This window comes from Nonomuraea sp. NPDC050022, from assembly GCF_044460705.1.
Classification (GTDB): domain Bacteria; phylum Actinomycetota; class Actinomycetes; order Streptosporangiales; family Streptosporangiaceae; genus Nonomuraea.
Genome location: NZ_JBITKE010000004.1, coordinates 22,409 through 44,423 on the forward strand (window position 1 = coordinate 22,409; position 22,015 = coordinate 44,423).

The window sequence follows — 22,015 nt, forward strand, 5'->3', positions numbered from 1 at the left end:
CCTGCTGCTCTGGGCGGTGCCCAGTGAGCGGGCGCGGGTCTAGTGATGGGCTGGGCTCTGGGGTGGCAGGGTGGCCGTCACGATCAGGCCGCCGCCCTCCCTGGGACGGGCCGAGACCTCGCCGCCGTGCGCGAGCGCGATCGAGCGCACGATGGACAACCCCAGCCCCGCGCTCTTGGCCGTGACCACGCGTTCCGGGCCGAGCCGGCGGAAGGGCTTGAACAGCGTCGGGATCTCGTACGGCGGCACGGCGGGCCCGGTGTTGCTGACCTCCACCTCGACGCGGCCGTCATACGCGATGCGGCTGACGGCCCGCACCCAGCCGGTGCCGTCGTCGATGTTGTGCCGGATCCCGTTCTCGACCAGGTTGTGCACCAGCCGTTCGAGCAGCAGCGCGTCCCCGCTGGTCGGCGCGAGTCCGGCCGTCTCGTGCAGGGTGATCTTCGACTCCGTGGCCTCGGCGGTGGCCTGCGCGACCACGTGGCTCACCACGTCGGCCAGATCCACGGGTGACCGATCACCGATCTCGTGCTCGGCGCGGGCCAGGAGCAGCAGCCCGGAGATGAGCCGCTCGTGCCGGGCGTTGATCTCCAGCAGGCTTTCGCCGAGCTGCTTGACGTCGGCCGAGGCCGTACGGCGGTGCATGGCCAGCTCGACCAGCGCGCGGTTCAGCGTCAGCGGGGTGCGCAGCTCGTGCGAGGCGTTGGCGACGAACCTGCGCTGCCCGTCGAAGGAGTGGTCCAGCCGTTCGACCATGGTGTCGAAGGTGTCGGCCAGCTCCTTCACCTCGTCGGCCGGGCCGTTCAGCGCGATCCGCTCGTGCAGGCCGCGCTCGGCGACCGGGGCGGCCGCGATCCGCCGCGCGGTCTCGGTCACCTGGCGGAGCGGGGTGAGCACCCGTCCGGCGACCAGCCACCCCACACCCGACGCCGCGCCGCCGACCACGACCAGCGCGATCGCGCCCTGGGTGAGCAGCGAGGTGGTCGCGGCTCCGCGCAGCAGGCTCTGCTGCTGCTTCATCCAGTTCATGGCCCTGTCGCCGTCCAGCGAGCCCGTGTTGGTGTCCAGCGAGCCGGGGCCTCCGCCTCTGACGATGATGGATACCGTCTTTTGCTCGAGCTGCTGGTTGAACAGCAAGTACGTGACGCCGAGCAGCGTGAGTCCCGCGACGAAGAACAGCGTGCCGTACACAAGAGTGAGTCTGCTGCGGAGCGTGGGAGTGGTCATGGAATCTGGTACCCCACTCCCGGCACGGTCTCCACGACCGGCGGCTCGCCGAGCTTGCGGCGCAGCTTGAGGATGGTCAGGCGGACCGCGCTGGTGAACGGGTCGGCGTGCTCGTCCCACGCCTTCTCCAGCAGGTGCTCGGCGGGCACCACACCCCCGTCGGCGAGCAGCAGCTCGGCCAGCACGGCGAACTCCTTCTTCGACAGCGGCACGTACCTGCCGTTCCTGAACACCTCCCGCCGCGCGGGATCGAGGGTGATCCCCGCGCGCCGCAGCACCGGCGGCGCGGCCGGACGCGAGCGCCGACCGAGCGCCAGGACGCGGGCCGCGAGCTCGGGGAACGCGAACGGCTTGGCCAGGTAGTCGTCGGCGCCGAGGGAGAGCCCGGTCACCCGGTCGCCGATCTCGGCGGCGGCGGTGAGCATCAGCACCCGCGCGGTCGACTCGGACTCGACCAGCTCCCGGCAGACATCGTCACCATGGACGAGCGGCAGGTCACGGTCCAGGACGACCACGTCGTAGTCGTTGACCGCGATGCGCTCCAACGCCGCCTCCCCGTCGTGCGCGGTGTCGACCGCGTGCGTCTCCTCGCGCAGCCACTCGGCTATCGCGTCGGCGAGCATGCGCTCGTCCTCGACCACCAGCACCCGCATCGCGCCCTCGTCCCCTTCGGTCATGTACTGGGGCGATCGTGCCGCTTGCGCTGTTTGTTCGGCGTTAGCACCCGTGACTCCTCCGCCCCGTGAACGGGGTGGCTTCTCGCTACGCCGCGCGGGCGTCGCGGAGGACCAGCCCGGCCCTCTTGATGTTGCTCGCCCCGACCACGTCCGCGTTGGCGGCGTGCCCGCAGGTGACGCAGATGAAGCCAGCCTGGGTGGTGCGATTCTCCTCTGACACGTGCCCGCATTCGGGGCAGGTGCGGGAGGTGTTGCGGGGATTCACCGCGATCACGTCCCGACCGGCGCTTTCAGCCTTGTTGGTCAAGATCGAGAGGAACACCCCCCAACCCGTGTCCAGGATGCTGTTGTTCAGTCCAGCCTTCGCCGCTGACCCGTTGGGCAGGAATCCGCGCGCCTGCTCCAGGTCAGGTTTCTCCGCGGGGCTCTTGGTCATGTTCGCGATGTGCAGGTCCTCGACCGCGATCACGTCGGCCGCGCGGACCAGGCCAAGCGCGGTCTTGTGCGCGTGGTCGGTGCGCCTGCGGGCCACCTTGCGGTGGATCTGCCCGATCTTCTTGGCAGCCCTCTTCCTGCGGGTGCTGCCGCATCTGGTGCCGGCGTAGGCCCGTTGCGCGGCGGCCAGTTCCTTCTCCACGGTCTTGAGGTAGCGGGGGTTGGCGATATGCCCGCACTCGTCGGTAACGCCGTCGAGTGGCTCGCTCACGGTCGCGAAGTGCGCGACGCCCATGTCCACCCCAACCTCGCGGCCGGTCGCAGGCAACGGCACGGCAGGCACGCCGTCGCAGGAGCAGATCACATACCAGTGGGAGCCTTCCCGTTTGATCTCGATCTGCTTAACCCGCCCGGCGATCGGCCGGTGCTGGTGCACCCGCAGGTGCCCGACGCCCTGCACGCGCAGGTAGGTCGCGGACGGGTGGTGAGGCTGGGAGTCCCATCTCGCGCCGTCGCCCTCGACCAGGGTGACGGTGTCGAACCAGCCCCTGCCCTTGAACCGGGGATAGCCAGGCGTCTGGCCGGTCTTGACCCGGCGGAAGAACGCCTCGAACGCCTTGTTCAGCCGCCGGAGGGTCTGTTGCTGGCTGGTGAACGACCAACGGCCCTGACCCTCGGGGTCAGCATCACGGATCTCCTTCAACTGGGCGGACTGATCGCTGTACCGGATCGAGACCCTTGACCGCCGCCACGCTTCCCGGCGTTCCTCCAGCGCGGCGTTGTACAACGCCCGGTGATCGTCCAGCATCGCCGTCAGAGCGATCTCCTGGTGCCGGGTCGGCCGCAGCAGGAACTTGAACGACCTACGCACCCTCGCCCCCGCTCTTGGCCTTGGGGACGCGCTCGTACTGGGTCTCGATGTACCGCTGGACCGTGGCTGCGCTGACCGCTCCCACACTCGCCACAAAGTAGGAACGCGACCACAAGGTCGGCAACTGGGAGCGCAGATGCGGGAACTCGGCCCGCAGATGATGGGAGGTGTAGCCCTTGAACTGGTTGGCCACGTACGACGGGGAGTTCTTCGGATGCGCCTTGACGAACAGCTGCACGTGGTCGGGCATCACCTCCAAGGCGATGATCTCCCAGCCGTGCTCAGCGGCCTTGGCACGCAGCAGTTCCTCCAGACGGGCCTTGACCCGGCCGCCCAGGACAGGCCGCCGATACTTGGGACACCACACCACCTGGTAGCCCAAGTCATAGGCCGCACCGGGGGAAGTACGCACCTGACGAGACACACGATCAGTATAACCAACGCGCTCTTATAACATCAGCGTTCACCAGAACCGGCACCAGCCTGCGACACAAGGCACGTTCAGGCGCCAGAACGCCTTCCCGCTCGGCATTCCCCCGCTCTCTGAAGCGAGCGGTCCCCTGCCTTCGACCTGATGGAAACGCCGGGGAAACAGCGTGCGCTGTTGGCTCTCGTCTCGTACAGCCGATCAGAGAAAGAGGAGACCATGAGACGACGAGGCATTCTGGCCGCGATCCCGCTCGCGCTGACGCTGGCCCTGGCGGGCTGCGGCGCGAACGACCCGGCGGGCTCCGACGTGGCATCGGTGAGCAGCGGCAAACCGGCCGCCGCCCCCAGCGCCTCGGCCAGTGTGGACCGGGCGGGGATGGGGCTCAAGTTCGCCCAGTGCATGCGCGAGAACGGCGTCCCCATGGACGACCCCGAGCCCGGCAAGGGGGTCATGCTCAAGATGGACAAGAGCATCTCCCCGGAAACGGCGCAGAAGGCGCAGGAGGCCTGCAAGCAGTACGCGCCGAACGGCGGTGGACCGGGCGGGAAGGTGGACCCCAAGATGGCCGAGCAGATGCGCAAGTTCTCCCAGTGCATGCGGGACAACGGCGTCGAGGCCTTCCCCGACCCTGACGGCGGCGCGCTGCGCATGACCGGTGAGGCCGGCGACGACCCGGACTTCAAGGCCGCGCAGGAGAAGTGCTCGAAGGAGTTCCTGCCCCAGATGGGCCAGGGCGGCTCCTGATGTCCACGGCCACCCTCGACGACAAGGCGGCAGCGGGCGGGGATCGCCCGCGCCGCCGCCGCGGTCGCGGCAGGCGGGTCGCGGGTCTGCTTCTCGCGCTCGCCGTCATCGGTACGGCCGGCGCGGCCGTGAACGGTATGGGCCTCCTGGGCGGCGACCGGGCGGCGGGCAAGACGGCCAGCGCCCTGCCGCCCGCCACCACCACGGTGACCAGGCAGACACTGCTCGACACGCGGGAGGCCGACGGGGACCTTGGCTACGGGCCGACCACCACGGTGGTGAGCAGGAAGCCGGGCACGGTCACCTGGCTGCCGGACAGCGGTGACACGGTCGGCAGGGGCAAGTCCCTGTACCGGCTCGACGCCAAGCCGGTGGTGCTGATGTACGGCACCACGCCCGCCTACCGCGACCTGCGGATCGGCACTGAAGGCAAGGACGTCGAGCAGCTCGAACGCAACCTCAAGGCCCTCGGCTACGACGGCTTCACCGTGGACGACGAGTACACCGACTCCACGGCCGACGCGGTCAGAGAGTGGCAGGAGGACCGCAACCTCGACGAGACCGGCGTCGTCGAGCTCGGCCGGGTCGTCTTCGCCGCCGGCAAGATACGTGTGGACAGCCTGGAGGCCGAGGCCGGCCAGCCCACCGCGCCGGGCCAGAAGGTGCTCTCCTACACCGGCACCGACAAGGTGATCACCGTCAAGCTGGAGACGAAGGACGGGCGGGTGGCGAAGAAGGGCGCCAAGGTGTCGGTCAAGCTGCCCGACGGCAAGACCGTGTCCGGCAAGGTCACCGAGGTCGCCACCATCATCGAACCGGGCGAGGGGCAGGGCGCGGAGCCCGAGACGCGGGTGGAGGCGCTCGTCTCCCTCGGTAAGCAGCGGGCCGCCAAGGGGCTCGACCAGGCCGCGGTGGACGTGACGTTCACGGCGTCGAAGCGCAAGAACGTGCTGACCGTGCCGATCGCCGCGCTCGTGGCGCTCCAGGAAGGCGGGTACGGCGTGGAGGTCGTCGAAGGCGGCAAGTCCCGATATGTCGGTGTGAAGACGGGTCTGTTCTCCGGCGGCCGGGTCGAGATCTCCGGCGATGGCCTCACCGAGGGCATGAGCGTCGGGATGCCCCGATGATCTCTCCTTCGCCGACCTCTTATTCGATGATCTCCCTAACTGATGTCACCCGCTCCTATCCCGGCGGGGTCACCGCGCTGGACAAGGTGTCCCTGGAGATCGAGCGCGGCGAGCTCGTCGCGATCGTCGGCCCGTCCGGCTCGGGCAAGTCGACGATGCTCAACGTCGTCGGCACGCTCGACCGCCCGTCCTCGGGAACCGTCCGCATCGACGGCTACGACGTGGCGAAACTGTCGGACGGCCGGCTCTCCGCGCTGCGGGCCACCCGCATCGGCTTCGTCTTCCAGCACTTCCACCTCGCCGCAAAGGTCCCGGCGATCGACAACGTGGCCGACGGCCTCGTCTACACCGGCATCGGGCGCGCCGAGCGACGGCGGCGGGCCGCGACCGCGCTGGAGCGGGTCGGGCTCGGGCACCGCCTCGACCACGAGCCGCACGAGCTGTCCGGCGGTGAGCGGCAGCGCGTGGCCATCGCCAGGGCCGTGGCGGGTGATCCCCCGCTCCTCCTGGCCGACGAGCCGACCGGCGCCCTGGACTCCGTCTCGGGCACCGGGGTGATGGACCTGCTGCACGACCTGAACGCGGCCGGCACCACCATCGTGATCATCACGCACGACCGGGAGATCGCCGCGAGCCTGCCCCGGCAGGTACGGATGCGCGACGGCCAGATCGTCGCCGACTCCGCGGCCGAAGAGAGAGTGGCCTGATGGCGGCCGTCGTCGAGCACGCGGGACTGCCGAAGCTCACCCCGGCCAGGATGCGGGCGGGCGATGTGCTGCGGGTCGGCGCCGTCGGCCTGCGGACCCGCCCGCTGCGGGCCTTTCTGTCCGCGCTCGGCATCGCCATCGGCATCGCGGCCATGATCGGCGTGGTCGGCATCTCGTCCTCGTCGGGAGCCGAGCTGGACCGTACGCTCTCGGCTCTCGGCACCAACCTGCTCACCGTCTCCTCCGGGCAGACGCTGATGGGTGAGCCGGCCAAGATGCCGGTCGAGGCGGAGGCGATGATCGAGCGGATCGGGCCGGTCCAGGCCGTCTCGGCGGCCGGGAAGGTCAGCGCGGCCAAGGTCTACCGGTCGGAGGAGGTGCCCAAGGCGCAGACCAGCGGCATCAACACCTACGCCGCCCGGCTCGACCTGCCGGCCACGGTGGGCGCGACCCTGCGCAGCGGCACCTGGCTCAACGCGGCCACCCAGCGCTACCCGGCCGCGGTGCTCGGGGCGAGCGCGGCCCAGCGGCTCGGCGTGGGCGCGGCGGGGCCGGAAACCCAGGTGGTCGTGGGCGGCAAGCGGTTCACGGTCGTCGGCGTACTCGACCCGGTGCCGCTCGCCGACGAGCTGGACACCGCGGTGCTGGTCGGCTGGCCCGTCGCGGAGGCGGAGCTGGACTTCGACGGGTACCCGACGACCCTCTACACCCGCGCGGAGGAGTCGAAGCTGGAGAACGTACGCTCGGTGCTGGCGGGCACGGCCAATCCGGAGGCGCCCAACGAGGTCGACGTCTCGCGGCCGTCCGACGCGCTGGCCGCCAAGCAGGCGACCAGCCAGGCGTTCACCGGGCTGCTGCTGGGCGTCGGCGCGGTCGCGCTGCTGGTCGGCGGGGTCGGGGTGGCCAACACCATGGTCATCTCGGTGCTCGAACGACGCTCGGAGATCGGCCTGCGCCGCTCGCTCGGCGCGACGCGCGGGCAGATCCGTACGCAGTTCCTTGCCGAGTCGCTGCTGCTCTCGGCGCTCGGCGGTGCGGGCGGGGTGCTCCTCGGCACCGGCGTCACCATGGGGTACGCGCTGTACCAGGGATGGCCCGCGGTGATCCCCGCGTGGGCGACGGCCGGCGGGCTCGCGGCCACCCTGGCTATCGGCGCCGTCGCCGGACTGTACCCGGCGATCCGCGCCTCCCGCCTCTCCCCGACCGAGGCACTCGCCACACCCTGACCCGCCACACCCTGACCCGCCCGTGCGATCAGCACGGCGCGGGTCAGCGCTGTGTAGGCAGTCCGGCGGCGAGGGCGGCGAGCATGCGCCTCATCGTGGGCTGGAATGGCAGGCAGCGAGCCGCGATGTCGGGGTCCTGGGCGTAGAGCTCCCGCAGGGCGGGCGGCGGGTTCGACATCGGGAAGAGCGTGCCCGCCAGCGCTGCGGCCGCCCCTGCCAGCTCGACCCCCTCACCGGTGGTCAGGCCGGGGTAGGCCAGGGCGACGCGCGCTCCCAGGTCGTCGATCGCACTGTGCACGGCGCGCTTGAAGGCACGGGCCGCCGGGACCGAGATGTTGTGCTCCAGCGTGATCGACACGTGGCCCAGCAGGTCGCAGAAGAGCGTCCGCTCGGCCAGCGTGTCGATCAGCGCGGCGATCACGTCGTCCGGACCGGCGGCCGTGGCGAGCCGGGCGGCGACCTCGTCCGACCAGCCGATCCACTCCTCGACGGTGAGTTCGAGGTAGATCTCCTCCCGGGTCCCGAAATATCGCACCACGTTGGACTTCGCCAGTCCGACCGCCGCCGCGACCCCGCCCAAGCTGACGTTGCGAACCCCTGATTCGGTGGCAAGCCGACGAGCGGCGGCGAGGATCTCCTCGCGCCGCTGCTGCTTGTGCTCCGGGCGTCTGGCCCGGAGAAACGCCGACCTCGTCATGGTTGAGCCAAGCATACGAGCAAGATAAGGAAACATCGTCCTCTTGTTAAGATTACACCGTCCTGTTAACGTCGCCCTCAACTGACGCGCATCATTCGGAGGGCAATGTGGTCACGCTGCGTATGCGGGTGAACGGCGTAACCCGTTCGCTCGAACTCGAACCATGGGTCAGCCTGCTCGACGCGCTACGTGAGCGCCTCGACCTGACCGGCACGAAGAAGGGCTGCGACCAGGGCGCCTGCGGTGCCTGCACGGTGCTGGTCGACGGCGAGCGGATCAACTCCTGCCTGGCCCTCGCGGTGCAGTACGAGGACCGCGACATCACCACCATCGAGGGGATCACGCACCCGATCCAGCGGGCGTTCATCGAGCACGACGGCTTCCAGTGCGGTTACTGCACCTCCGGCCAGATCTGCTCGGCGATCGGCATGCTGGCCGAGCACGGGGCGGGGATGCCCAGCGCGGTCACCGAGCCCGGCGCCACCGGGCTGTCGGAGGCCGAGATCAGGGAGCGCATGAGCGGCAACCTGTGCCGCTGCGGCGCGTACAACGGGATCGTCGACGCCATCAAGGAGGTCGCGCGATGAAGCCGTTCGCGTACGTCAGCGCGCCCGACGTGGCCACGGCCGTCCGCGCGATCTCGACGGAGCCCAACGCGAAGTTCCTCGGCGGCGGGACGAACCTCGTCGACCTGATGCGCGAGGACATCGAGCGGCCCGACACGGTGGTCGACATCACCCGGCTGCCGCTGACCGAGATCGAGGAGCTGCCCGGCGGCGGCGTGCGCATCGGGGCGCTGGTGCGCAACAGCCACCTGGCCGCCCACCGGCTGATCAGGACCCGCTATCCGCTGCTGTCGCAGGCGCTGCTCGCGGGCGCGTCGGCGCAGCTGCGCAACATGGCCACGGTGGGCGGCAACCTGCTGCAGCGCACCCGATGCCCCTACTTCTACGACGGAGCGTCGGCCTGCAACAAGCGCGTGCCCGGCAGCGGCTGCGACGCGATCGGCGGCTTCAACCGCAACCACGCGATCCTCGGCACGAGCGACGACTGCATCGCCACGCACCCCTCGGACATGTGCGTCGCGCTCGCCGCGCTCGACGCCACCGTGGAGGTGGAGAGCGTACGCGGCCTGCGTCGCGTGCCGCTGGCCGACTTCCACCGGCTGCCCGGCGGCACGCCGCACCTGGAGACGGCGCTGGAGCCCGACGAGCTGATCACCGCGGTCGAGGTGCCGGCGCTGACGGCGCCCTCCTGCTATCGCAAGGTGCGCGACCGGGCCTCGTACGCGTTCGCGCTGGTGTCGGTCGCCGCGGCGCTGGAGGTCACGGACGGGGTCGTGTCGGAGGTACGGCTGGCGCTCGGCGGCGTGGCGGCCAAGCCGTGGCGGGCCCACCAGGCCGAGGCGGCCCTGCTCGGCGCCCCGGCCACCGAGGAGTCGTTCCGCCGGTCGGCCGAGGCGGAGCTGGAGCCGGCGGTCGGCCGGCCGGACAACGCCTTCAAGATCGAACTAGCACAACGGACAATCGTGGCGACATTGCGGCAGCTCAGCGACAGGGGCCTGGCATGACCACCACCACTACCGAGACGCAGAGCCCGCCGCGCGAGAAGGCCGTGGGCCGGGGCATCGACCGGGTCGACGGCCCGGAGAAGACGACGGGCACGGCCCGGTTCGCGGCCGAGTTCCCGTACCCGGACCTCGCCTACGCCGCCCTGGTGCACGCGACTGTCGCCCGCGGCCGGATCACCGGCATCGACGTCAAGGCGGCCGAGGCGGTGACGGGCGTCCTGTCGGTGCTCACCCATCTGAACGCGCCCGTGCTGAAGCCGGCGCCCGCGCGGAGCATGCTCGACCTGAGCACGATGGTCTCCGCGACGTCGGTCAACTACCTCAACACCGACGAGGTGCACTGGGACGGACAGCCGGTGGCGGTCGTCGTCGCGGAGAGCCTGGAGGCGGCGCGGTACGGCGCGAGCCTGGTCGAGGTGACCTACCAGGAGTTCCCGGCCGTGCTGGACTTCGCCGCGGAGGAGGCGAACGCCAAGCCGCAGCCGAGCAGCATTCTGGGGCCGGGCAGCGCCAAGAAGGGTGACGCGGAGGCGGCTCTGGCGGTGGCGCCGGTCTCGGTGGACCTGCGCTTCACCACCCCGCCCCACAACCACAACGCGATCGAGCCGCACGCGACCACCGCCGTCTGGGACGGCGACCGGCTGACCGTGCACGAGGGCAGTCAGGCCATCTCCTGGATGCGCAAACACCTCGCGGTCAGATTCGGCATCCCCGAGCGGAACGTACGCATGACCTCCCCGTACGTCGGCGGCGGCTTCGGCGGCAAGGGCTCGATCTGGCCGGGCACGATCCTGACCGCGCTGGCCGCCCGGGCGACCGGCAGAGCGGTGCGGATGATGCTGACCAGGGAGGGCGTCTACCGTACGGTCGGCGGGCGCACGCCCTCGACCCAGCGCGTCGCGCTCGGCGCCGGCCAGGACGGCAGACTGACCGCGCTGATCCACACCAGCGTCACCAGGACCGGGAAGGTGGGCGGCAACTCCGAGTCGGTGACCGAGGCGGCCCGGCACCTCTACGACGCCGAGAATATCCTCGTCCAGCAGAAGCTCGTCGAGATGGACCTGCTCCCCAACACGTTCATGCGCGCGCCCGGCGTGTCCATCGGCACGTTCGCGCTGGAGGCGGCGATCGACGAGCTGGCCGGCGAGCTCGGCGTCGACCCGATCGAGCTGCGGATGCGCAACGAGCCGGAGCGCAACCCGCTCGACGGCAAGCGCTTCGCGCACCGGAAGCTGCGCGAGGCGTACGCGCTGGGCGCCGAGCGGTTCGGCTGGGCCGAGCGCACGCCGGAGCCCGGCTCGATGCGCGACGGCAGGTGGCTCGTCGGTATGGGGGTGGCCACGGCCTACCACTCGTCGGTGCAGTTCACGGCCAACGTCACCGTGCGGCTCTCGGCCGACGGCACGGTCGTGGTGCGCTGCGGCTTCCAGGAGATGGGCATGGGCGGCGCGACCGCGCAGGCGCAGATCGCCGCCGACGAGCTGGGCGTGCCGTTCGAGGCGGTCCGGGTGGAGTACGGCGACTCCGACCTGCCGACCGGGCCCATGGCGGGCGGCTCCGCGCAGACCGCGAGCATCGCGGCCAGCCTGCTGTCGGCCTGCGAGAAGCTGAGGGGGTCGGTGCTGGCGCTGGCCCGGCGCTCCGGCGACTCGCCGTTGCGCGGGCAGCGGCTCGCCGCGGTCGAGGCCAGGGACGGCGGGCTCTACCGGCGCGACCGGCCGGACGCCGGCGAGAGCTACGAGGCCATCCTGTCCAGGGCGGGCCGGCCGTCCGTCGAGGCGGCGATCGGCTCCGAATCGGGCCTCGGCGCTCTGGCCGGGCAGATCAGGTTCATGGCCAAGTTCGTCAACGACCAGCGGCGCTGGGTCAAGGCCGCGTCCGGCGCCCAGTTCTGCGAGGTACGCGTCGATCCGGACACCGGCGAGGTACGGCTGTCACGCTGGCTCGGCGTGTTCGACGTGGGCCGGGTGATCAACGCGAAGACGGCGGCCAGCCAGCTCCGGGGCGGCATCGTGATGGGGATCGGCATGGCGCTGTCGGAGGAGACGCTCGTCGACCCGCGCAACGGGCGCGTCATGAACCCGGGTCTGGGCGACTACCACATCCCGGTGCACGCCGACATCCCGCCGATCGACATCCACTACCTGGACGAGCCGGACCCGACCATGCCCCTGGGCCTGATCGGGATCGGCGAGGTGAGCATCACGGGCGTCGCCGGGGCCATCGCCAGCGCCGTGCATCACGCCACCGGCAAGCGCGTCCGCGACCTGCCCATCACGCTCGACAAGCTGCTCTGACCGCTGAGGTCCCTCCGGGGAGCGGAAGAAGCTGCCCCGGAGGGAAGGTCGGTCACTGACCGGCCAGGCCGGTGTGGGCGACTCCTCTGATGATCTGGCGCTGGAAGAGGACGAAGACCACCAGCAGCGGCAGCCCGGCGAGCACCACACTGGCCATGATCTGCGCGTACCGAAGCCCGAACGTACCCTGCACCACGTTGGCCAGCCCGACCGGGAGGGTCATTGTGTTGGGGTCCGTCGAGACCAGGAACGGCCAGAGGAAGTTGTTCCACGTCGTGATGAACGTGAAGATCGACACGGCCGCGAGCACCGGCCGCGACAGCGGCAGGACGATGGTGAAGAACACCCGCCAGCGCCCGGCCCCGTCCACGAAGGCCGCCTGCTCCAGCTCAAGCGGCACATCCTGGAAGAACTTGTAGAGGATGTACACGATCAGCGGCGCCGCCACCTGCGGCAGGATGATCGACCACCAGGTGTCGACCAGCCCGAGCGAGACCATCTCGGCGAACAGCGGCGCCATGAGCACCTGCGGCGGCACCATGATCCCGGCCAGGATGACCGCCAGGAGCGCCCGCTGGCCGCGGAACTGCGTACGCGCGAACCCGTACGCGGCCATCGCCGAGAACAGCACGGTCATGAAGGTGACGACGACCGCGGTGACCGTCGAGTTGATCGCCCACTTGACGATGCCGCCGGTCGCCAGCACCAGCCGGTAGGCGTCCAGGGTGAGCTCGCTGCCGAACCACTGGAGCGGCAGCTTGGTGGTCTCGCTCTCGGGCTTCAGCGAGGTGGCGACGGCCCAGGCGAGGGGCGCGAGCCAGACGATGGCGAGCGCCGCCGCGATCACCAGCAGGATGATCTGGGAGGGGCTGAACCGCTTGGTCATGACAGGGCCTCCTCGCGCTTGCGGAGCAGCCGGAGCTGGCCCAGCGACACGATGACGATCAGGACGAAGAGGATGTAGGTGATGGCCGACGCGTAGCCGATGCGGTAGCCGGAGAAGCCGACCTCGTAGGCGTACTCGATGATCGGCCGGGTGGCCTCCTCGGGGCCGCCGTTCGTCATCAGGTAGATCTGGTCGAAGACCTTCAGCGACGCGAGGAGCTGCAGGATCACGATGAGCCCGGTCGTCCGGCCGAGCAGGGGCAGCGTGATCGAGCGCAGCTTGGTCCAGGCCGTCGCGCCGTCGATCGCGGCGGCGTCGTACAGGTGCTGGGGGATCGACTGCAGAGCGGCGAGGTAGAGCAGGAAGTTGAAGCCGACCGTCCACCAGACGGTGGTCAGCACCATCGACCACATCGCCACGCTCGGGTCGCCCAGCCAGAGGACGTCAGTGCCCAGGGTGCCGTTGAGCAGGCCGTACTCGGGCGGATAGATCATCTGCAGCCAGAGCACCGCGACCACGGCCGACGGCAGCAGGAACGGCCCGAAGAACGACAGCCGCCACAGCCACTGCAGGAAGCGCAGGTTGTGCACCAGCAGGGCGAATCCCAGGCCGAGCAGCACCAGCGGGATCGTGCTCAGCACGGTGAACACCACGGTGTTCCACAGCGAGTGCCACATTCTGGGGTCGGCGAACGCCTCGGCGTAGTTGGCGAACCCGACGAATTCGTTGTTGCCGCCCGCGATGTTGACACTCGACAGGCTCATCCGGAGGCCGAGCACGGTCGGCCACACCAGGAAGGCGGCATAGATCACCAGGAAGGGCGCGACGAACAGCAGTCCGTGCTGGGTCCAGCGGCGCCGTACTTGAACGTGGGCGACGGGAGCGGTCGTGGCGGGGGCGGCGACGGTGGACGTCATCATCCCTCCTTGGCGGGGAAGGGGTTCGGGGCTGACATGAGCCGGCGCAGCGCCTGCTTGGCCGTCTCCAGGCCCTGCTCGGGCGTCCGCGCCCCGCTGATGACCGGCGAGAACGCGCCGCCGAACTCGATCCACAACCGCGACGCGGACCCGGCGAACCACACCTTCGGGTCCAGGGCGACCTCGGTGATCACTGAGCGGTACTCCGACTGCGGCTGCAGCGCCAGGTAGGCGGGCTCCTCAAGCGCGGGCAGGTAGGCGGGCACGTGCCCGGCCACCGCCCAGTCGGCACTGTGCTTGACCAGGTAGGCGATGAACCGGTAGGTCGCCGCCTCGGTCTCCGGGTCCCGGTTGCGCTGGTGCGGCAGCACGAACGAGTGGCAGTCGGCCTGGGCCGCGCCGCTGCCGAAGACACTGGGGAAGCGGGCCATGCTGAACGGCGTCTTGCGTTCCTTGAGCCCGGTGGTCTCCCAGTCGCCGTTCCACAGGAAGGCCGCCAGGCCGTTGGTGAAGGCGGCCACGGACGCGCCGTAGTCGGTCTTGGGGTTGCAGAGCCCCTCCTGGCCGAGCTGGCGCATGAACCGCAGCGCGGTCAGCGCCTTGGCGTCGTCGAGGGTGATCCGGGTGCCGTCGTCCGACACCAGCGTGCCGCCGCTCTGCGCGTACAGGGTCTCCCACACCCGCCACGGGCCCACCGTGCCGAGGCCGAGCGCGTCGAAGACCAGCGGCGGCTTGCCGCCGAGCGCGTCCTTGGCCTTGCGCAGCATGGCCAGCAGCTCATCGGTACCGGTGGTCGGCTTCAGCTTGCCGTCGTCCCCGAGCAGGCCGGCGCGGCGGGAGAGGTCGGTGTTGTAGTACTGGACCATGGGGTGGGCGTCGAACGGCACGGCGTACAGCTCGCCGTTGACGTGGGCGCGTTCCCAGATGGGCGGGCTGAAGTCGGCGGCCCGCAGGCCGTTTTTGGCGAGCAGGTCGACGTTGATCGGGTCGAGTATCCGGCCGGCGCCGATCCCGGACAGGCGGGCCAGGTGGAACGTGGCCAGGTCGGGCGAGCGCCCGCCCGCTCCGGCCATCGCGACCTTCGTGTAGTACGGCTCGCCCCAGGCGAGCACGTTCTCCTCGACGAAGACGTCGGGATTGGCCTTGGCGAACGCGCCGACCATCCGGTTCATGATGATGCCGTCGCTCGCGCCGAGGAAGTGCCAGTAGCGGACCCGCCGCTGGGCCGAGCCCAGGCCGACGGGGATCGCACAGCCGGCCGCGCCGGCACCGAGAAGAGCGAGGCCGCCACCGAGGAGGTGGCGGCGGGAGACGGACGAGGGACCTTCCATGAGCGGCCTCTTTTCGGGTTACCCGAGTGTTTGCGGTAACACGTGAGCTGTCAAGAGCCTTGACCGGACCTATGAGAGCGCTAACAATCTAGGCATCACTTTCGAGGAGTCCGCACAGTGCACGAAGCACATCTCACGATCGACCCCGCCTTCCGCGTGGCCCCCGTACGCCGCCGCACCTTCGGCACGTTCGTCGAGCACCTGGGCCGGTGCGTCTACACCGGCATCTACGAGCCGGGCCACCCGACGGCCGACGAGGACGGCTTCCGCCGGGACGTGCTCGACCTGACCCGCGAGCTGGGCGTGTCCACGGTCCGCTATCCGGGCGGCAACTTCGTCTCCGGCTACCGCTGGGAGGACGGCATCGGGCCGGTCGCCGAGCGGCCCCGGCGGCTGGACCTGGCCTGGCACAGCACCGAGACCAACGAGGTCGGGGTGGATGAGTTCGTCCGCTGGTGCCGCAAGGCCGGGGTGGAGCCGATGATGGCGCTCAACCTCGGCACGCGCGGCATCGCCGAGGCCCTTGACCTGCTCGAATACTGCAACCACCCGTCCGGCACCACACTGTCGGACCTGCGGATCGCCAACGGCGCCAAGGAGCCGCACGGCATCCGGATGTGGTGCCTGGGCAACGAGATGGACGGCACGTGGCAGACCGGCCACAAGACCGCCCGCGAGTACGGCCGGCTGGCCGCCGAGACCGCCCGCGCCATGCGCACGATGAACGGCGACCTGGAGCTGGTCGCCTGCGGCAGCTCGTCCTCGTCGATGCCGACCTTCGGCGCGTGGGAGGCCACGGTGCTGGAGGAGACCTATGACGTGGTCGACTACGTCTCCTGCCACGCCTACTACGAGGAGAAGGACGGCGATCTGGCGAGCTTCCTGGCCTGCTCGACCGGCATGGAGTACTTCATCCAGTCGGTCGTGTCCACCGCCGACCACGTCGGCGCCCGGCTGAAGTCACGCAAGAAGATCAACCTGTCGTTCGACGAGTGGAACGTCTGGTACCTGTCCCGCTTCCAGGCCGCCGAGCCGCCGCGTGACTGGCCGGTCGCGCCGCCGCTGCTGGAGGACCACTACCACCTGGCGGACGCGGTGGCCTTCGGTGGCCTGCTGATCACCCTGCTGCGCAACAGCGACCGGGTGACCTCCGCCTCGCTGGCCCAGCTGGTCAACGTGATCGCGCCGATCATGACCTCGCCCGGCGGTTCGGCGTGGAAACAGACCACCTTCCACCCCTTCGCGCAGGCCTCCCGCCTGGCCGCCGGCGACGTGCTCCGCGTCGAGGCGACCTCCCCGAGCCACGACACCAAGGAGTACGGGGAGGTGCCGCTGCTGCACTCCGTCGCCACGCACTCCGCCGACGGGACCGTGATCTTCGCCGTCAACCGCTCGACCGACGAGCCGCTCTCCCTGGAGATCGACGCGCGGTCACTGGGCGACGTCCGCGTCGTCGAGGCCACCACGCTGTCGGGCCCCGACGTCTACGCGCGCAACACGGCCGAGGCGCCGGACACGGTCGCCCCTCGGACGAACCCGGACGTCCAGCACGATCCCCTGCGCGTGCTGCTGCCTCCTGTCTCCTGGAATGTGATCCGCCTCGGCTGATCACTATCACCTGGTACGGCTGGCGCCCGTGCTCTCCCTGACCACGAGCTCGGGCTCCACCAGCCGCTGAGTCTCCCGCTTCGTGCCGGCCATCTGGTCGAGCAGCAGGTGGAAGGCGTTGCGACCGACCTCACCGAAGTCCTGCCGGACTGTGGTCAGCGGGGGCCAGAAGTAGGCCGCTTCGGGGATGTCGTCGAAGCCGACCACGCTCACCTCCTCCGGCACCCGGCGCCCGGCCTCGCGCATCGCCCGCAGGACGCCCAGCGCCATCTGGTCGTTGCCCGCGAAGACGGCCGTGACCGACGGGTCGGCGGCCAGTCGTCTACCGTGCTGGTAGCCCGAGCGGGAGCTCCAGTCGCCGCGTAACAGCTCGGGCACCGGCCGGCCCTCGGCTTCCAGCGCTCCTCGCCAGCCCTCGATCCGGCCGCTGGCGTCGATCCAGTCGACCGGCCCGCTCAGGTGCCAGACCGTCTCGTGTCCGAGGCTCAGCAGGTGGCGCGTCGCCCGCGCGGCGCCCGCCCGCTGGTCGACCATGACCACCGGCACCGGGACCTCCTTGCCCGCGTCGACGGCGACCACCGGCAGATCGGGCGGCAGGTAGCGCAGGCCGTCGACCGCCGACTCGTGGGGCGCGACGATGACCACGCCGTCGACGGACTGGGACCGGAGGCGGTGCACGCCCTCCTCGATCGACTTGCGGTTGAGCAGGCTCAGGCTGGCGATGCTCACGGTGTAGCCGCTCAGCCGGGCCGCCTGCTCGATGCAGTAGAGAGTGGAGGCCGGGCCGTACAGGGTGGTGTCGATGCTGACCACGCCGAGCACGCCCGAGCGGCCCGTGACCAGCTGGCGAGCAGCCGAGTTGGGCCAGTAGTCCAGCTCGCGCACGGCGGCCAGCACGCGCTCCCTGGTCTCGGCGCGGACCCGGTCGGGCGCGTTGAGCACCCGCGAGACCGTCATCGCCGAGACGCCGGCCAGCGCGGCCACATCGCCGAGCACGGCGGGCCTGGTGCGCGGTTTGCCGTCCGATCCCCCAGCCATGCGGATCACCACCTCCGCGATAACGCTAACAGGCAGGTCGCACAGGTGTGGATCGCTGACCGCAGTGTGGACACGCGGACGGGCACTTGACACCTCCTTCCCGGCAATGGTCTGCTAGCGCTGATTCGGAATGGCATTCCGCAATACGGAATAGACGAAATACGGAAAAGAGAGGGGTGCACGTGAAGGCCCTGGTGTTCACCGGTCCGAGCGTCGTGGAGCTGCGCGAGGTGCCCGAGCCCGTGGTCGGCGCCGGCGAGGTGCTCGTCCACGTGGCCGCGTCCGGCATCTGCGGCAGCGAGTTGCACGGCGTCAGGACACCAGGCTTCCGGGTGCCGCCCCTGATCATGGGACACGAGTTCACCGGCCACACCGACGACGGACAGGCCGTCATCGTCAACCCCATCCTGGCCTGCGGCACATGCGACCTGTGCGCCCAGGGGCAGCCCAACATCTGCCGGAACCGGCAGATCCTCGGCATCCACCGGCCCGGCGGCTTCGCCGAACGCGTCGCCGTCCCCGCCACCGCCGTCATCCCCCTGCCCGACGGCGTCGGCCGCACCGCCGCCGCGCTGATCGAGCCCGCCGCCAACGCGGTGCACGCCTGGCGCCTGGCCGGCCACCCCGCCGGAGCGCGCGTCGGCGTCATCGGCGCCGGCGCCATCGGGCTCACCTGCCTGCACACCGCCCTCGCCGGCAAGGCCGCGTCCGTCCATGTCGCCGACCGCTCGCCCGAACGCCTGGCCATCGCCGCCCGGCTCGGCGCCACCACCGGCGCCGAGCTGACCGGCGAGTACGACGTCATCTTCGACGCCGTCGGCGCCGCCGCCACGCATGAGCAGTCCCTCACCCACCTGCGCCCCGGCGGCGTGACGGTATGGCTCGGCCTGGCCGCCGCCGACCCCGGCTTCGACGCCACCGACCTCGTACGCACCGAGAAACGCGTCCTCGGCTCCTTCGCCTACGGCGACGCCGACTTCAGCGCCGCCATCGACCTGGTCGGCGGATGGGACCTCAGCTGGACCGACACCTACCCCCTCGACCAGGGCGCCGACATCTTCACCACGCTGATGAACGGCCACACCACCCCGGTCAAGGCCCTCCTGATCCCCTGAGAGGTGGCAACCATGTGCCCAGCCGACCCGCCGTTGTCCCGCTACCGGCCGGTCTCCCAGCTCCGGGTCGCGGTCCACGAGGTCGACCGGGCCGGTGTGCCCGCCGTGGACGCCCACGTCCACCTGGGCCGGTGGCTGAGCGAGGACGGGGACTGGACGGTCAAGGACGTACCGGCCCTGATCGGCCTGATGGACGAGGTCAACCTGCGCGGCATGGTCAACCTCGACGGCCGCTGGGGCACCGAGCTGGCCGCGAACATCGAGCGCTACGACGCGGCCCACCCCGGCAGGTTCGCCACCTTCTGTCACGTCGACTGGGCGCAGACGGCCGAGCCGGGGTTCGGCGAGCGGCTGGCCGCGCAGTTACGCCGCTCGGCGGCCGAGGGCGCGGCGGGGCTGAAGGTCTGGAAGGACGTCGGCCTTCGGGTCCGCGATCACCGCGGCGAGCTGGTGATGCTCGACGACCCGCCGCTGATGGGCCGCTGGACCATCTCCGGCCTCGATCTCCCACCGGACGTACTCGAACAGGTCTACTCGGCGAACGCGCGCCGGCTCGTGCCAAGGCTGGCATGAGCGGCCAACGTGCCAGACGGGTACTTTCCTCGTAAAAACCTGCCTTTTACCTGCGCGTTCGCGGAATGGTCGGCGCGGTGGCGGACACCATCGTGGAGTGGAGCTTCTCAGGGCCGAGGGCCTGCGTAAACGCTTCCCGGGCGTGCTGGCGCTCGACGGCGTCGACCTGACCGTACGCGCCGGTGAAGTGCACGTCCTGCTGGGCGAGAACGGCGCGGGCAAGAGCACGCTCATCAAGATGCTCTCCGGCGCCTACCACCCGGACGAGGGCCGCGTGCTGCTCGACGGGCGAGTCGTGCACATCCGTACGGCCGGCGACGCGCAACGGCTCGGCATCGCCACCATCTACCAGGAGTTCAACCTGGTCCCTGAGCTCAGCGTGGCCGAGAACCTGTCGCTGGGCCGGCCGCCGCGCAGGTTCGGCTTCGTCGACACCAAGAAGATGCACGAGCGGGCCGTGGAGCTGCTGGCGCGGGTGGGCGTGGACGTCGATCCGCGTACGCCGGTCGCCCGGCTGGGCATCGCCCGCATGCAGATGGTGGAGATCGCCAAGGCACTCGCCCTCGACGCCCGCGTTCTGATCATGGACGAGCCGACGGCGGTGCTCACCACCGGCGAGGTCGAGAAGCTGTTCTCGATCGTCCGCCGACTCCGTGAGGACGGGGTGGCGATCGTGTTCATCACCCACCACCTGGAAGAGATCGCCGCGATCGGCGACCGCGTGACCGTGCTGCGCGACGGCCGGTCGGTCGGCGAGGTGCCCGCCGACACGCCCCAGGACGAGCTGGTCCGCCTCATGGTGGGCCGTCCGATCGACCAGCAGTTCCCGCGCGAGCGCGGCCAGGCGGGCGAGCCGCTGCTCAAGGTCACCGGGCTCGGCCGCAAGGGCGTCTTCGAGGACGTCTCCTTCGAGGTCCGTGCGGGCGAGGTGGTCGGTCTGGCCGGGTTGGTGGGCGCCGGTCGTACGGAGGTCGCCAGGGCGGTGTTCGGCGCCGACCGCTACGACACCGGCGAGGTCACCGTACGCGGCCGGCGGCCCGCGCCGGGGGACGTGGTCGCGGCCATGGAGGCCGGCCTGGGGCTGGTCCCCGAGGACCGCAAGGGCCAGGGGCTGGTCCTGGGCGCGGACATCGGCGAGAACCTGGGGCTGGTCACCATGCGCGAGGCCACCCGCGCCGGATTCGTCGACCGCGGCGGGCAGCGCCGCGCCGCCGCGGAGGTCGCGGAACAGCTCGGCATCCGGATGACCGGACTGGCCCAGGAGGTACGCACGCTCTCCGGCGGCAACCAGCAGAAGGTCGTCATCGGCAAGTGGCTGGAGGCCGACGCGGGGGTGCTGATCCTCGACGAGCCGACCCGCGGCATCGACGTGGGCGCGAAGGTGGAGATCTACCAGCTGATCAACCAGCTCACCGCGTCGGGGCACGCGGTGCTCATGATCTCCAGTGACCTGCCCGAGGTGCTCGGGATGAGCGACCGGATCCTGGTCATGGCGCGCGGGCGGCTGGTCGGCGAGCTGTCTGCGGCCGAGGCCACCCAGGACGGCGTGATGGCGCTGGCGGTCGCCGAGGTGGCGGGGCCCCGTGGCCGGTAACGTCTTCCTCCGGCGGTCCTGGCTGGCCGAGAACGGCGCGCTCGTGGCGCTCGTCGTGCTGGTCGTGGCGCTGTCGCTGCTGTCGGCCGACTTCCTCAGCGTAACGAACCTGCTCAACGTGGGCGTCCAGGCGGCCGTCACCGCGATCCTCGCCTTCGGCGGGACGTTCGTCATCGTCACCGGCGGCATCGACCTGTCGGTGGGCTCCGTCGCCGCGCTCTCCGCGATCGTCCTGGCGTGGACGGCCGCCGTCCCCGGCCTGCTCTGGCCGCTGGCCACCGTGGTCTCCCTGGTGGTGGGCGTCGCGTGCGGCCTGGTCAACGCCGCTCTCATCGCGTACGGCAAGCTGCCGCCGTTCATCGCCACGCTGGCCATGCTCGGCATCGCCCGCGGCCTGGCCCTCGTCATCTCCCAGGGCAGCCCCATCCCGATGCCGGACGCGGTCTCCCATCTGGGCGACACCATCGGCGGCTACCTGCCGGTCCCCGTCCTCGTGATGCTGGTCATGGGCGCCCTCGCGGCCGTGATCCTCAACCGGACCTATGTGGGCCGCGCGATGTACGCCATCGGCGGCAACGAGGAGGCCGCCCGGCTGTCGGGCATCAAGGTCTCCCAGCAGAAGCTCATCACGTACGCGCTGTCCGGTGGATTCGCGGCGGTCGCCGGGATCGTCCTGGCCAGCCGCCTGGCCTCGGCCCAGCCGCAGGCCGCCGCCGGCTACGAGCTCGACGCCATCGCGGCCGTGGTCATCGGCGGCGCCAGCCTGTCCGGCGGCAAGGGCCGGGCGCTCGGCACGTTCGTCGGCGCGCTCATCCTGGCCGTCCTGCGCAACGGCCTGAACCTGCTCTCCGTCTCGGCCTTCTGGCAGCAGGTCGTGATCGGCGTGGTCATCGCGCTCGCGGTCCTCGTCGACACGCTGCGGCGCAGGGGGATGTCATAGGAAAG

At 70.6% G+C, this 22,015-nt stretch carries 21 protein-coding genes; 12 read left to right on the forward strand and 9 right to left on the reverse strand.

Going from position 1 to position 22,015, the window contains the following annotated elements; translation table 11 throughout:
- Window positions 1-39 precede the first annotated feature (39 nt).
- The 4 genes from ACIBO2_RS16640 to tnpA all read right to left on the reverse strand — a co-directional run bounded on the left by ACIBO2_RS16640 (window position 40) and on the right by tnpA (window position 3,634).
- Window positions 40-1,227: a sensor histidine kinase gene (locus ACIBO2_RS16640; RefSeq protein ID WP_397297710.1), complete on the reverse strand. Its 1,188-nt coding sequence runs from the start codon at window positions 1,225-1,227 to the stop codon at window positions 40-42.
- On the reverse strand, window positions 1,224-1,880 hold the full coding sequence (locus tag ACIBO2_RS16645) for a response regulator transcription factor (RefSeq protein WP_397298569.1): 657 nt from the start codon (window positions 1,878-1,880) through the stop codon (window positions 1,224-1,226). The genes ACIBO2_RS16640 and ACIBO2_RS16645 overlap by 4 nt, the downstream gene beginning before the upstream one ends.
- 109 nt (window positions 1,881-1,989) lie before the next feature.
- Entirely contained in the window at window positions 1,990-3,210 is a 1,221-nt protein-coding gene (locus tag ACIBO2_RS16650) for an RNA-guided endonuclease InsQ/TnpB family protein (protein ID WP_397297712.1), read from the reverse strand.
- The gene (tnpA, locus tag ACIBO2_RS16655; RefSeq protein WP_358533205.1) at window positions 3,203-3,634 is read right to left on the reverse strand and encodes an IS200/IS605 family transposase; all 432 of its coding nucleotides are present in this window, start codon (window positions 3,632-3,634) and stop codon (window positions 3,203-3,205) included. The genes ACIBO2_RS16650 and tnpA overlap by 8 nt, the downstream gene beginning before the upstream one ends.
- Before the next feature lie 222 nt (window positions 3,635-3,856).
- Between tnpA and ACIBO2_RS16660 the strand changes: the two genes are divergently transcribed.
- Genes ACIBO2_RS16660 through ACIBO2_RS16675 form a run of 4 tightly spaced genes read left to right on the forward strand, consistent with a single transcriptional unit; the run spans window position 3,857 to window position 7,444 of the window.
- A complete protein-coding gene (locus tag ACIBO2_RS16660; protein ID WP_358450827.1) occupies window positions 3,857-4,384 on the forward strand; it encodes a hypothetical protein in 528 nt (175 codons plus the stop codon).
- Complete coding sequence (locus tag ACIBO2_RS16665) at window positions 4,384-5,511, forward strand: efflux RND transporter periplasmic adaptor subunit (RefSeq protein ID WP_397297715.1); 1,128 nt, start codon at window positions 4,384-4,386, stop codon at window positions 5,509-5,511. The genes ACIBO2_RS16660 and ACIBO2_RS16665 overlap by 1 nt, the downstream gene beginning before the upstream one ends.
- Before the next feature lie 26 nt (window positions 5,512-5,537).
- Window positions 5,538-6,218 carry an ABC transporter ATP-binding protein gene (locus tag ACIBO2_RS16670; protein ID WP_358533211.1) on the forward strand — a complete coding sequence of 227 codons (681 nt, stop codon included), beginning with the start codon at window positions 5,538-5,540 and terminating at the stop codon, window positions 6,216-6,218.
- Window positions 6,218-7,444, forward strand: a complete 1,227-nt coding sequence (locus tag ACIBO2_RS16675; protein ID WP_358533214.1) for an ABC transporter permease — start codon at window positions 6,218-6,220, stop codon at window positions 7,442-7,444. The genes ACIBO2_RS16670 and ACIBO2_RS16675 overlap by 1 nt, the downstream gene beginning before the upstream one ends.
- Window positions 7,445-7,487: 43 nt before the next feature.
- Here ACIBO2_RS16675 and ACIBO2_RS16680 read toward each other — a convergent pair whose 3' ends face one another.
- Entirely contained in the window at window positions 7,488-8,141 is a 654-nt protein-coding gene (locus tag ACIBO2_RS16680) for a TetR family transcriptional regulator (RefSeq protein WP_358533217.1), read from the reverse strand.
- Window positions 8,142-8,263: 122 nt separating this feature from the next.
- Here ACIBO2_RS16680 and ACIBO2_RS16685 point away from each other — a divergent pair, with 122 nt between their 5' ends.
- Genes ACIBO2_RS16685 through ACIBO2_RS16695 form a run of 3 tightly spaced genes read left to right on the forward strand, consistent with a single transcriptional unit; the run spans window position 8,264 to window position 12,008 of the window.
- A complete protein-coding gene (locus tag ACIBO2_RS16685; RefSeq protein WP_358534806.1) occupies window positions 8,264-8,728 on the forward strand; it encodes a 2Fe-2S iron-sulfur cluster-binding protein in 465 nt (154 codons plus the stop codon).
- On the forward strand, window positions 8,725-9,711 hold the full coding sequence (locus tag ACIBO2_RS16690) for a xanthine dehydrogenase family protein subunit M (RefSeq protein ID WP_358533220.1): 987 nt from the start codon (window positions 8,725-8,727) through the stop codon (window positions 9,709-9,711). Before ACIBO2_RS16685 ends, ACIBO2_RS16690 begins: the two co-directional genes overlap by 4 nt.
- Window positions 9,708-12,008: a xanthine dehydrogenase family protein molybdopterin-binding subunit gene (locus ACIBO2_RS16695; protein ID WP_397297718.1), complete on the forward strand. Its 2,301-nt coding sequence runs from the start codon at window positions 9,708-9,710 to the stop codon at window positions 12,006-12,008. The genes ACIBO2_RS16690 and ACIBO2_RS16695 overlap by 4 nt, the downstream gene beginning before the upstream one ends.
- Before the next feature lie 52 nt (window positions 12,009-12,060).
- On the opposite strand, the gene ACIBO2_RS16700 is transcribed toward ACIBO2_RS16695, so the two are convergent.
- From ACIBO2_RS16700 to ACIBO2_RS16710, 3 genes are read right to left on the reverse strand one after another with little or no spacing between them, the layout of a single operon-like run.
- Window positions 12,061-12,894, reverse strand: coding sequence for a carbohydrate ABC transporter permease (locus ACIBO2_RS16700; protein WP_358533226.1), 834 nt, complete (start codon window positions 12,892-12,894; stop codon window positions 12,061-12,063).
- Window positions 12,891-13,814: a carbohydrate ABC transporter permease gene (locus ACIBO2_RS16705; RefSeq protein ID WP_397297721.1), complete on the reverse strand. Its 924-nt coding sequence runs from the start codon at window positions 13,812-13,814 to the stop codon at window positions 12,891-12,893. Before ACIBO2_RS16705 ends, ACIBO2_RS16700 begins: the two co-directional genes overlap by 4 nt.
- Window positions 13,811-15,142, reverse strand: coding sequence for an extracellular solute-binding protein (locus ACIBO2_RS16710; RefSeq protein ID WP_358533232.1), 1,332 nt, complete (start codon window positions 15,140-15,142; stop codon window positions 13,811-13,813). Before ACIBO2_RS16710 ends, ACIBO2_RS16705 begins: the two co-directional genes overlap by 4 nt.
- 117 nt (window positions 15,143-15,259) lie before the next feature.
- Here ACIBO2_RS16710 and ACIBO2_RS16715 point away from each other — a divergent pair, with 117 nt between their 5' ends.
- Window positions 15,260-16,750 (forward strand): alpha-N-arabinofuranosidase, encoded by a 1,491-nt coding sequence (locus ACIBO2_RS16715; RefSeq protein WP_397297723.1) that lies wholly within the window; start codon window positions 15,260-15,262, stop codon window positions 16,748-16,750.
- A 6-nt stretch (window positions 16,751-16,756) separates the two neighbouring features.
- Here the strand turns inward: ACIBO2_RS16715 and ACIBO2_RS16720 are convergent, their stop codons facing one another.
- Complete coding sequence (locus tag ACIBO2_RS16720; RefSeq protein WP_357657101.1) at window positions 16,757-17,788, reverse strand: LacI family DNA-binding transcriptional regulator; 1,032 nt, start codon at window positions 17,786-17,788, stop codon at window positions 16,757-16,759.
- Window positions 17,789-17,970: 182 nt separating this feature from the next.
- Between ACIBO2_RS16720 and ACIBO2_RS16725 the strand changes: the two genes are divergently transcribed.
- From ACIBO2_RS16725 to ACIBO2_RS16740, 4 genes are all read left to right on the forward strand, one after another.
- A complete protein-coding gene (locus ACIBO2_RS16725) occupies window positions 17,971-18,903 on the forward strand; it encodes an alcohol dehydrogenase catalytic domain-containing protein (protein ID WP_397297726.1) in 933 nt (310 codons plus the stop codon).
- A 12-nt stretch (window positions 18,904-18,915) separates the two neighbouring features.
- Window positions 18,916-19,476: a hypothetical protein gene (locus ACIBO2_RS16730; RefSeq protein WP_397297728.1), complete on the forward strand. Its 561-nt coding sequence runs from the start codon at window positions 18,916-18,918 to the stop codon at window positions 19,474-19,476.
- Window positions 19,477-19,573: 97 nt separating this feature from the next.
- Window positions 19,574-21,070 (forward strand): sugar ABC transporter ATP-binding protein, encoded by a 1,497-nt coding sequence (locus tag ACIBO2_RS16735; RefSeq protein WP_397297730.1) that lies wholly within the window; start codon window positions 19,574-19,576, stop codon window positions 21,068-21,070.
- Window positions 21,060-22,010, forward strand: a complete 951-nt coding sequence (locus ACIBO2_RS16740) for an ABC transporter permease (protein ID WP_358533249.1) — start codon at window positions 21,060-21,062, stop codon at window positions 22,008-22,010. The genes ACIBO2_RS16735 and ACIBO2_RS16740 overlap by 11 nt, the downstream gene beginning before the upstream one ends.
- The last annotated feature ends 5 nt before the right edge of the window (window positions 22,011-22,015 follow it).

Coding starts and splice junctions, on each gene's coding strand:
- ACIBO2_RS16670 (WP_358533211.1), top strand. CDS start 5,538: ATGATCTCCCTAACTGATGTCACCCGCTCCTATCCCGGCGGGGTCACC.
- ACIBO2_RS16705 (WP_397297721.1), bottom strand. CDS start 13,814: ATGATGACGTCCACCGTCGCCGCCCCCGCCACGACCGCTCCCGTCGCC.
- ACIBO2_RS16640 (WP_397297710.1), bottom strand. CDS start 1,227: ATGACCACTCCCACGCTCCGCAGCAGACTCACTCTTGTGTACGGCACG.
- ACIBO2_RS16660 (WP_358450827.1), top strand. CDS start 3,857: ATGAGACGACGAGGCATTCTGGCCGCGATCCCGCTCGCGCTGACGCTG.
- ACIBO2_RS16690 (WP_358533220.1), top strand. CDS start 8,725: ATGAAGCCGTTCGCGTACGTCAGCGCGCCCGACGTGGCCACGGCCGTC.
- ACIBO2_RS16710 (WP_358533232.1), bottom strand. CDS start 15,142: ATGGAAGGTCCCTCGTCCGTCTCCCGCCGCCACCTCCTCGGTGGCGGC.
- ACIBO2_RS16720 (WP_357657101.1), bottom strand. CDS start 17,788: ATGGCTGGGGGATCGGACGGCAAACCGCGCACCAGGCCCGCCGTGCTC.
- ACIBO2_RS16645 (WP_397298569.1), bottom strand. CDS start 1,880: ATGCGGGTGCTGGTGGTCGAGGACGAGCGCATGCTCGCCGACGCGATA.
- ACIBO2_RS16730 (WP_397297728.1), top strand. CDS start 18,916: ATGTGCCCAGCCGACCCGCCGTTGTCCCGCTACCGGCCGGTCTCCCAG.
- ACIBO2_RS16695 (WP_397297718.1), top strand. CDS start 9,708: ATGACCACCACCACTACCGAGACGCAGAGCCCGCCGCGCGAGAAGGCC.
- ACIBO2_RS16675 (WP_358533214.1), top strand. CDS start 6,218: ATGGCGGCCGTCGTCGAGCACGCGGGACTGCCGAAGCTCACCCCGGCC.
- ACIBO2_RS16685 (WP_358534806.1), top strand. CDS start 8,264: ATGCGGGTGAACGGCGTAACCCGTTCGCTCGAACTCGAACCATGGGTC.
- ACIBO2_RS16665 (WP_397297715.1), top strand. CDS start 4,384: ATGTCCACGGCCACCCTCGACGACAAGGCGGCAGCGGGCGGGGATCGC.
- ACIBO2_RS16700 (WP_358533226.1), bottom strand. CDS start 12,894: ATGACCAAGCGGTTCAGCCCCTCCCAGATCATCCTGCTGGTGATCGCG.
- ACIBO2_RS16680 (WP_358533217.1), bottom strand. CDS start 8,141: ATGACGAGGTCGGCGTTTCTCCGGGCCAGACGCCCGGAGCACAAGCAG.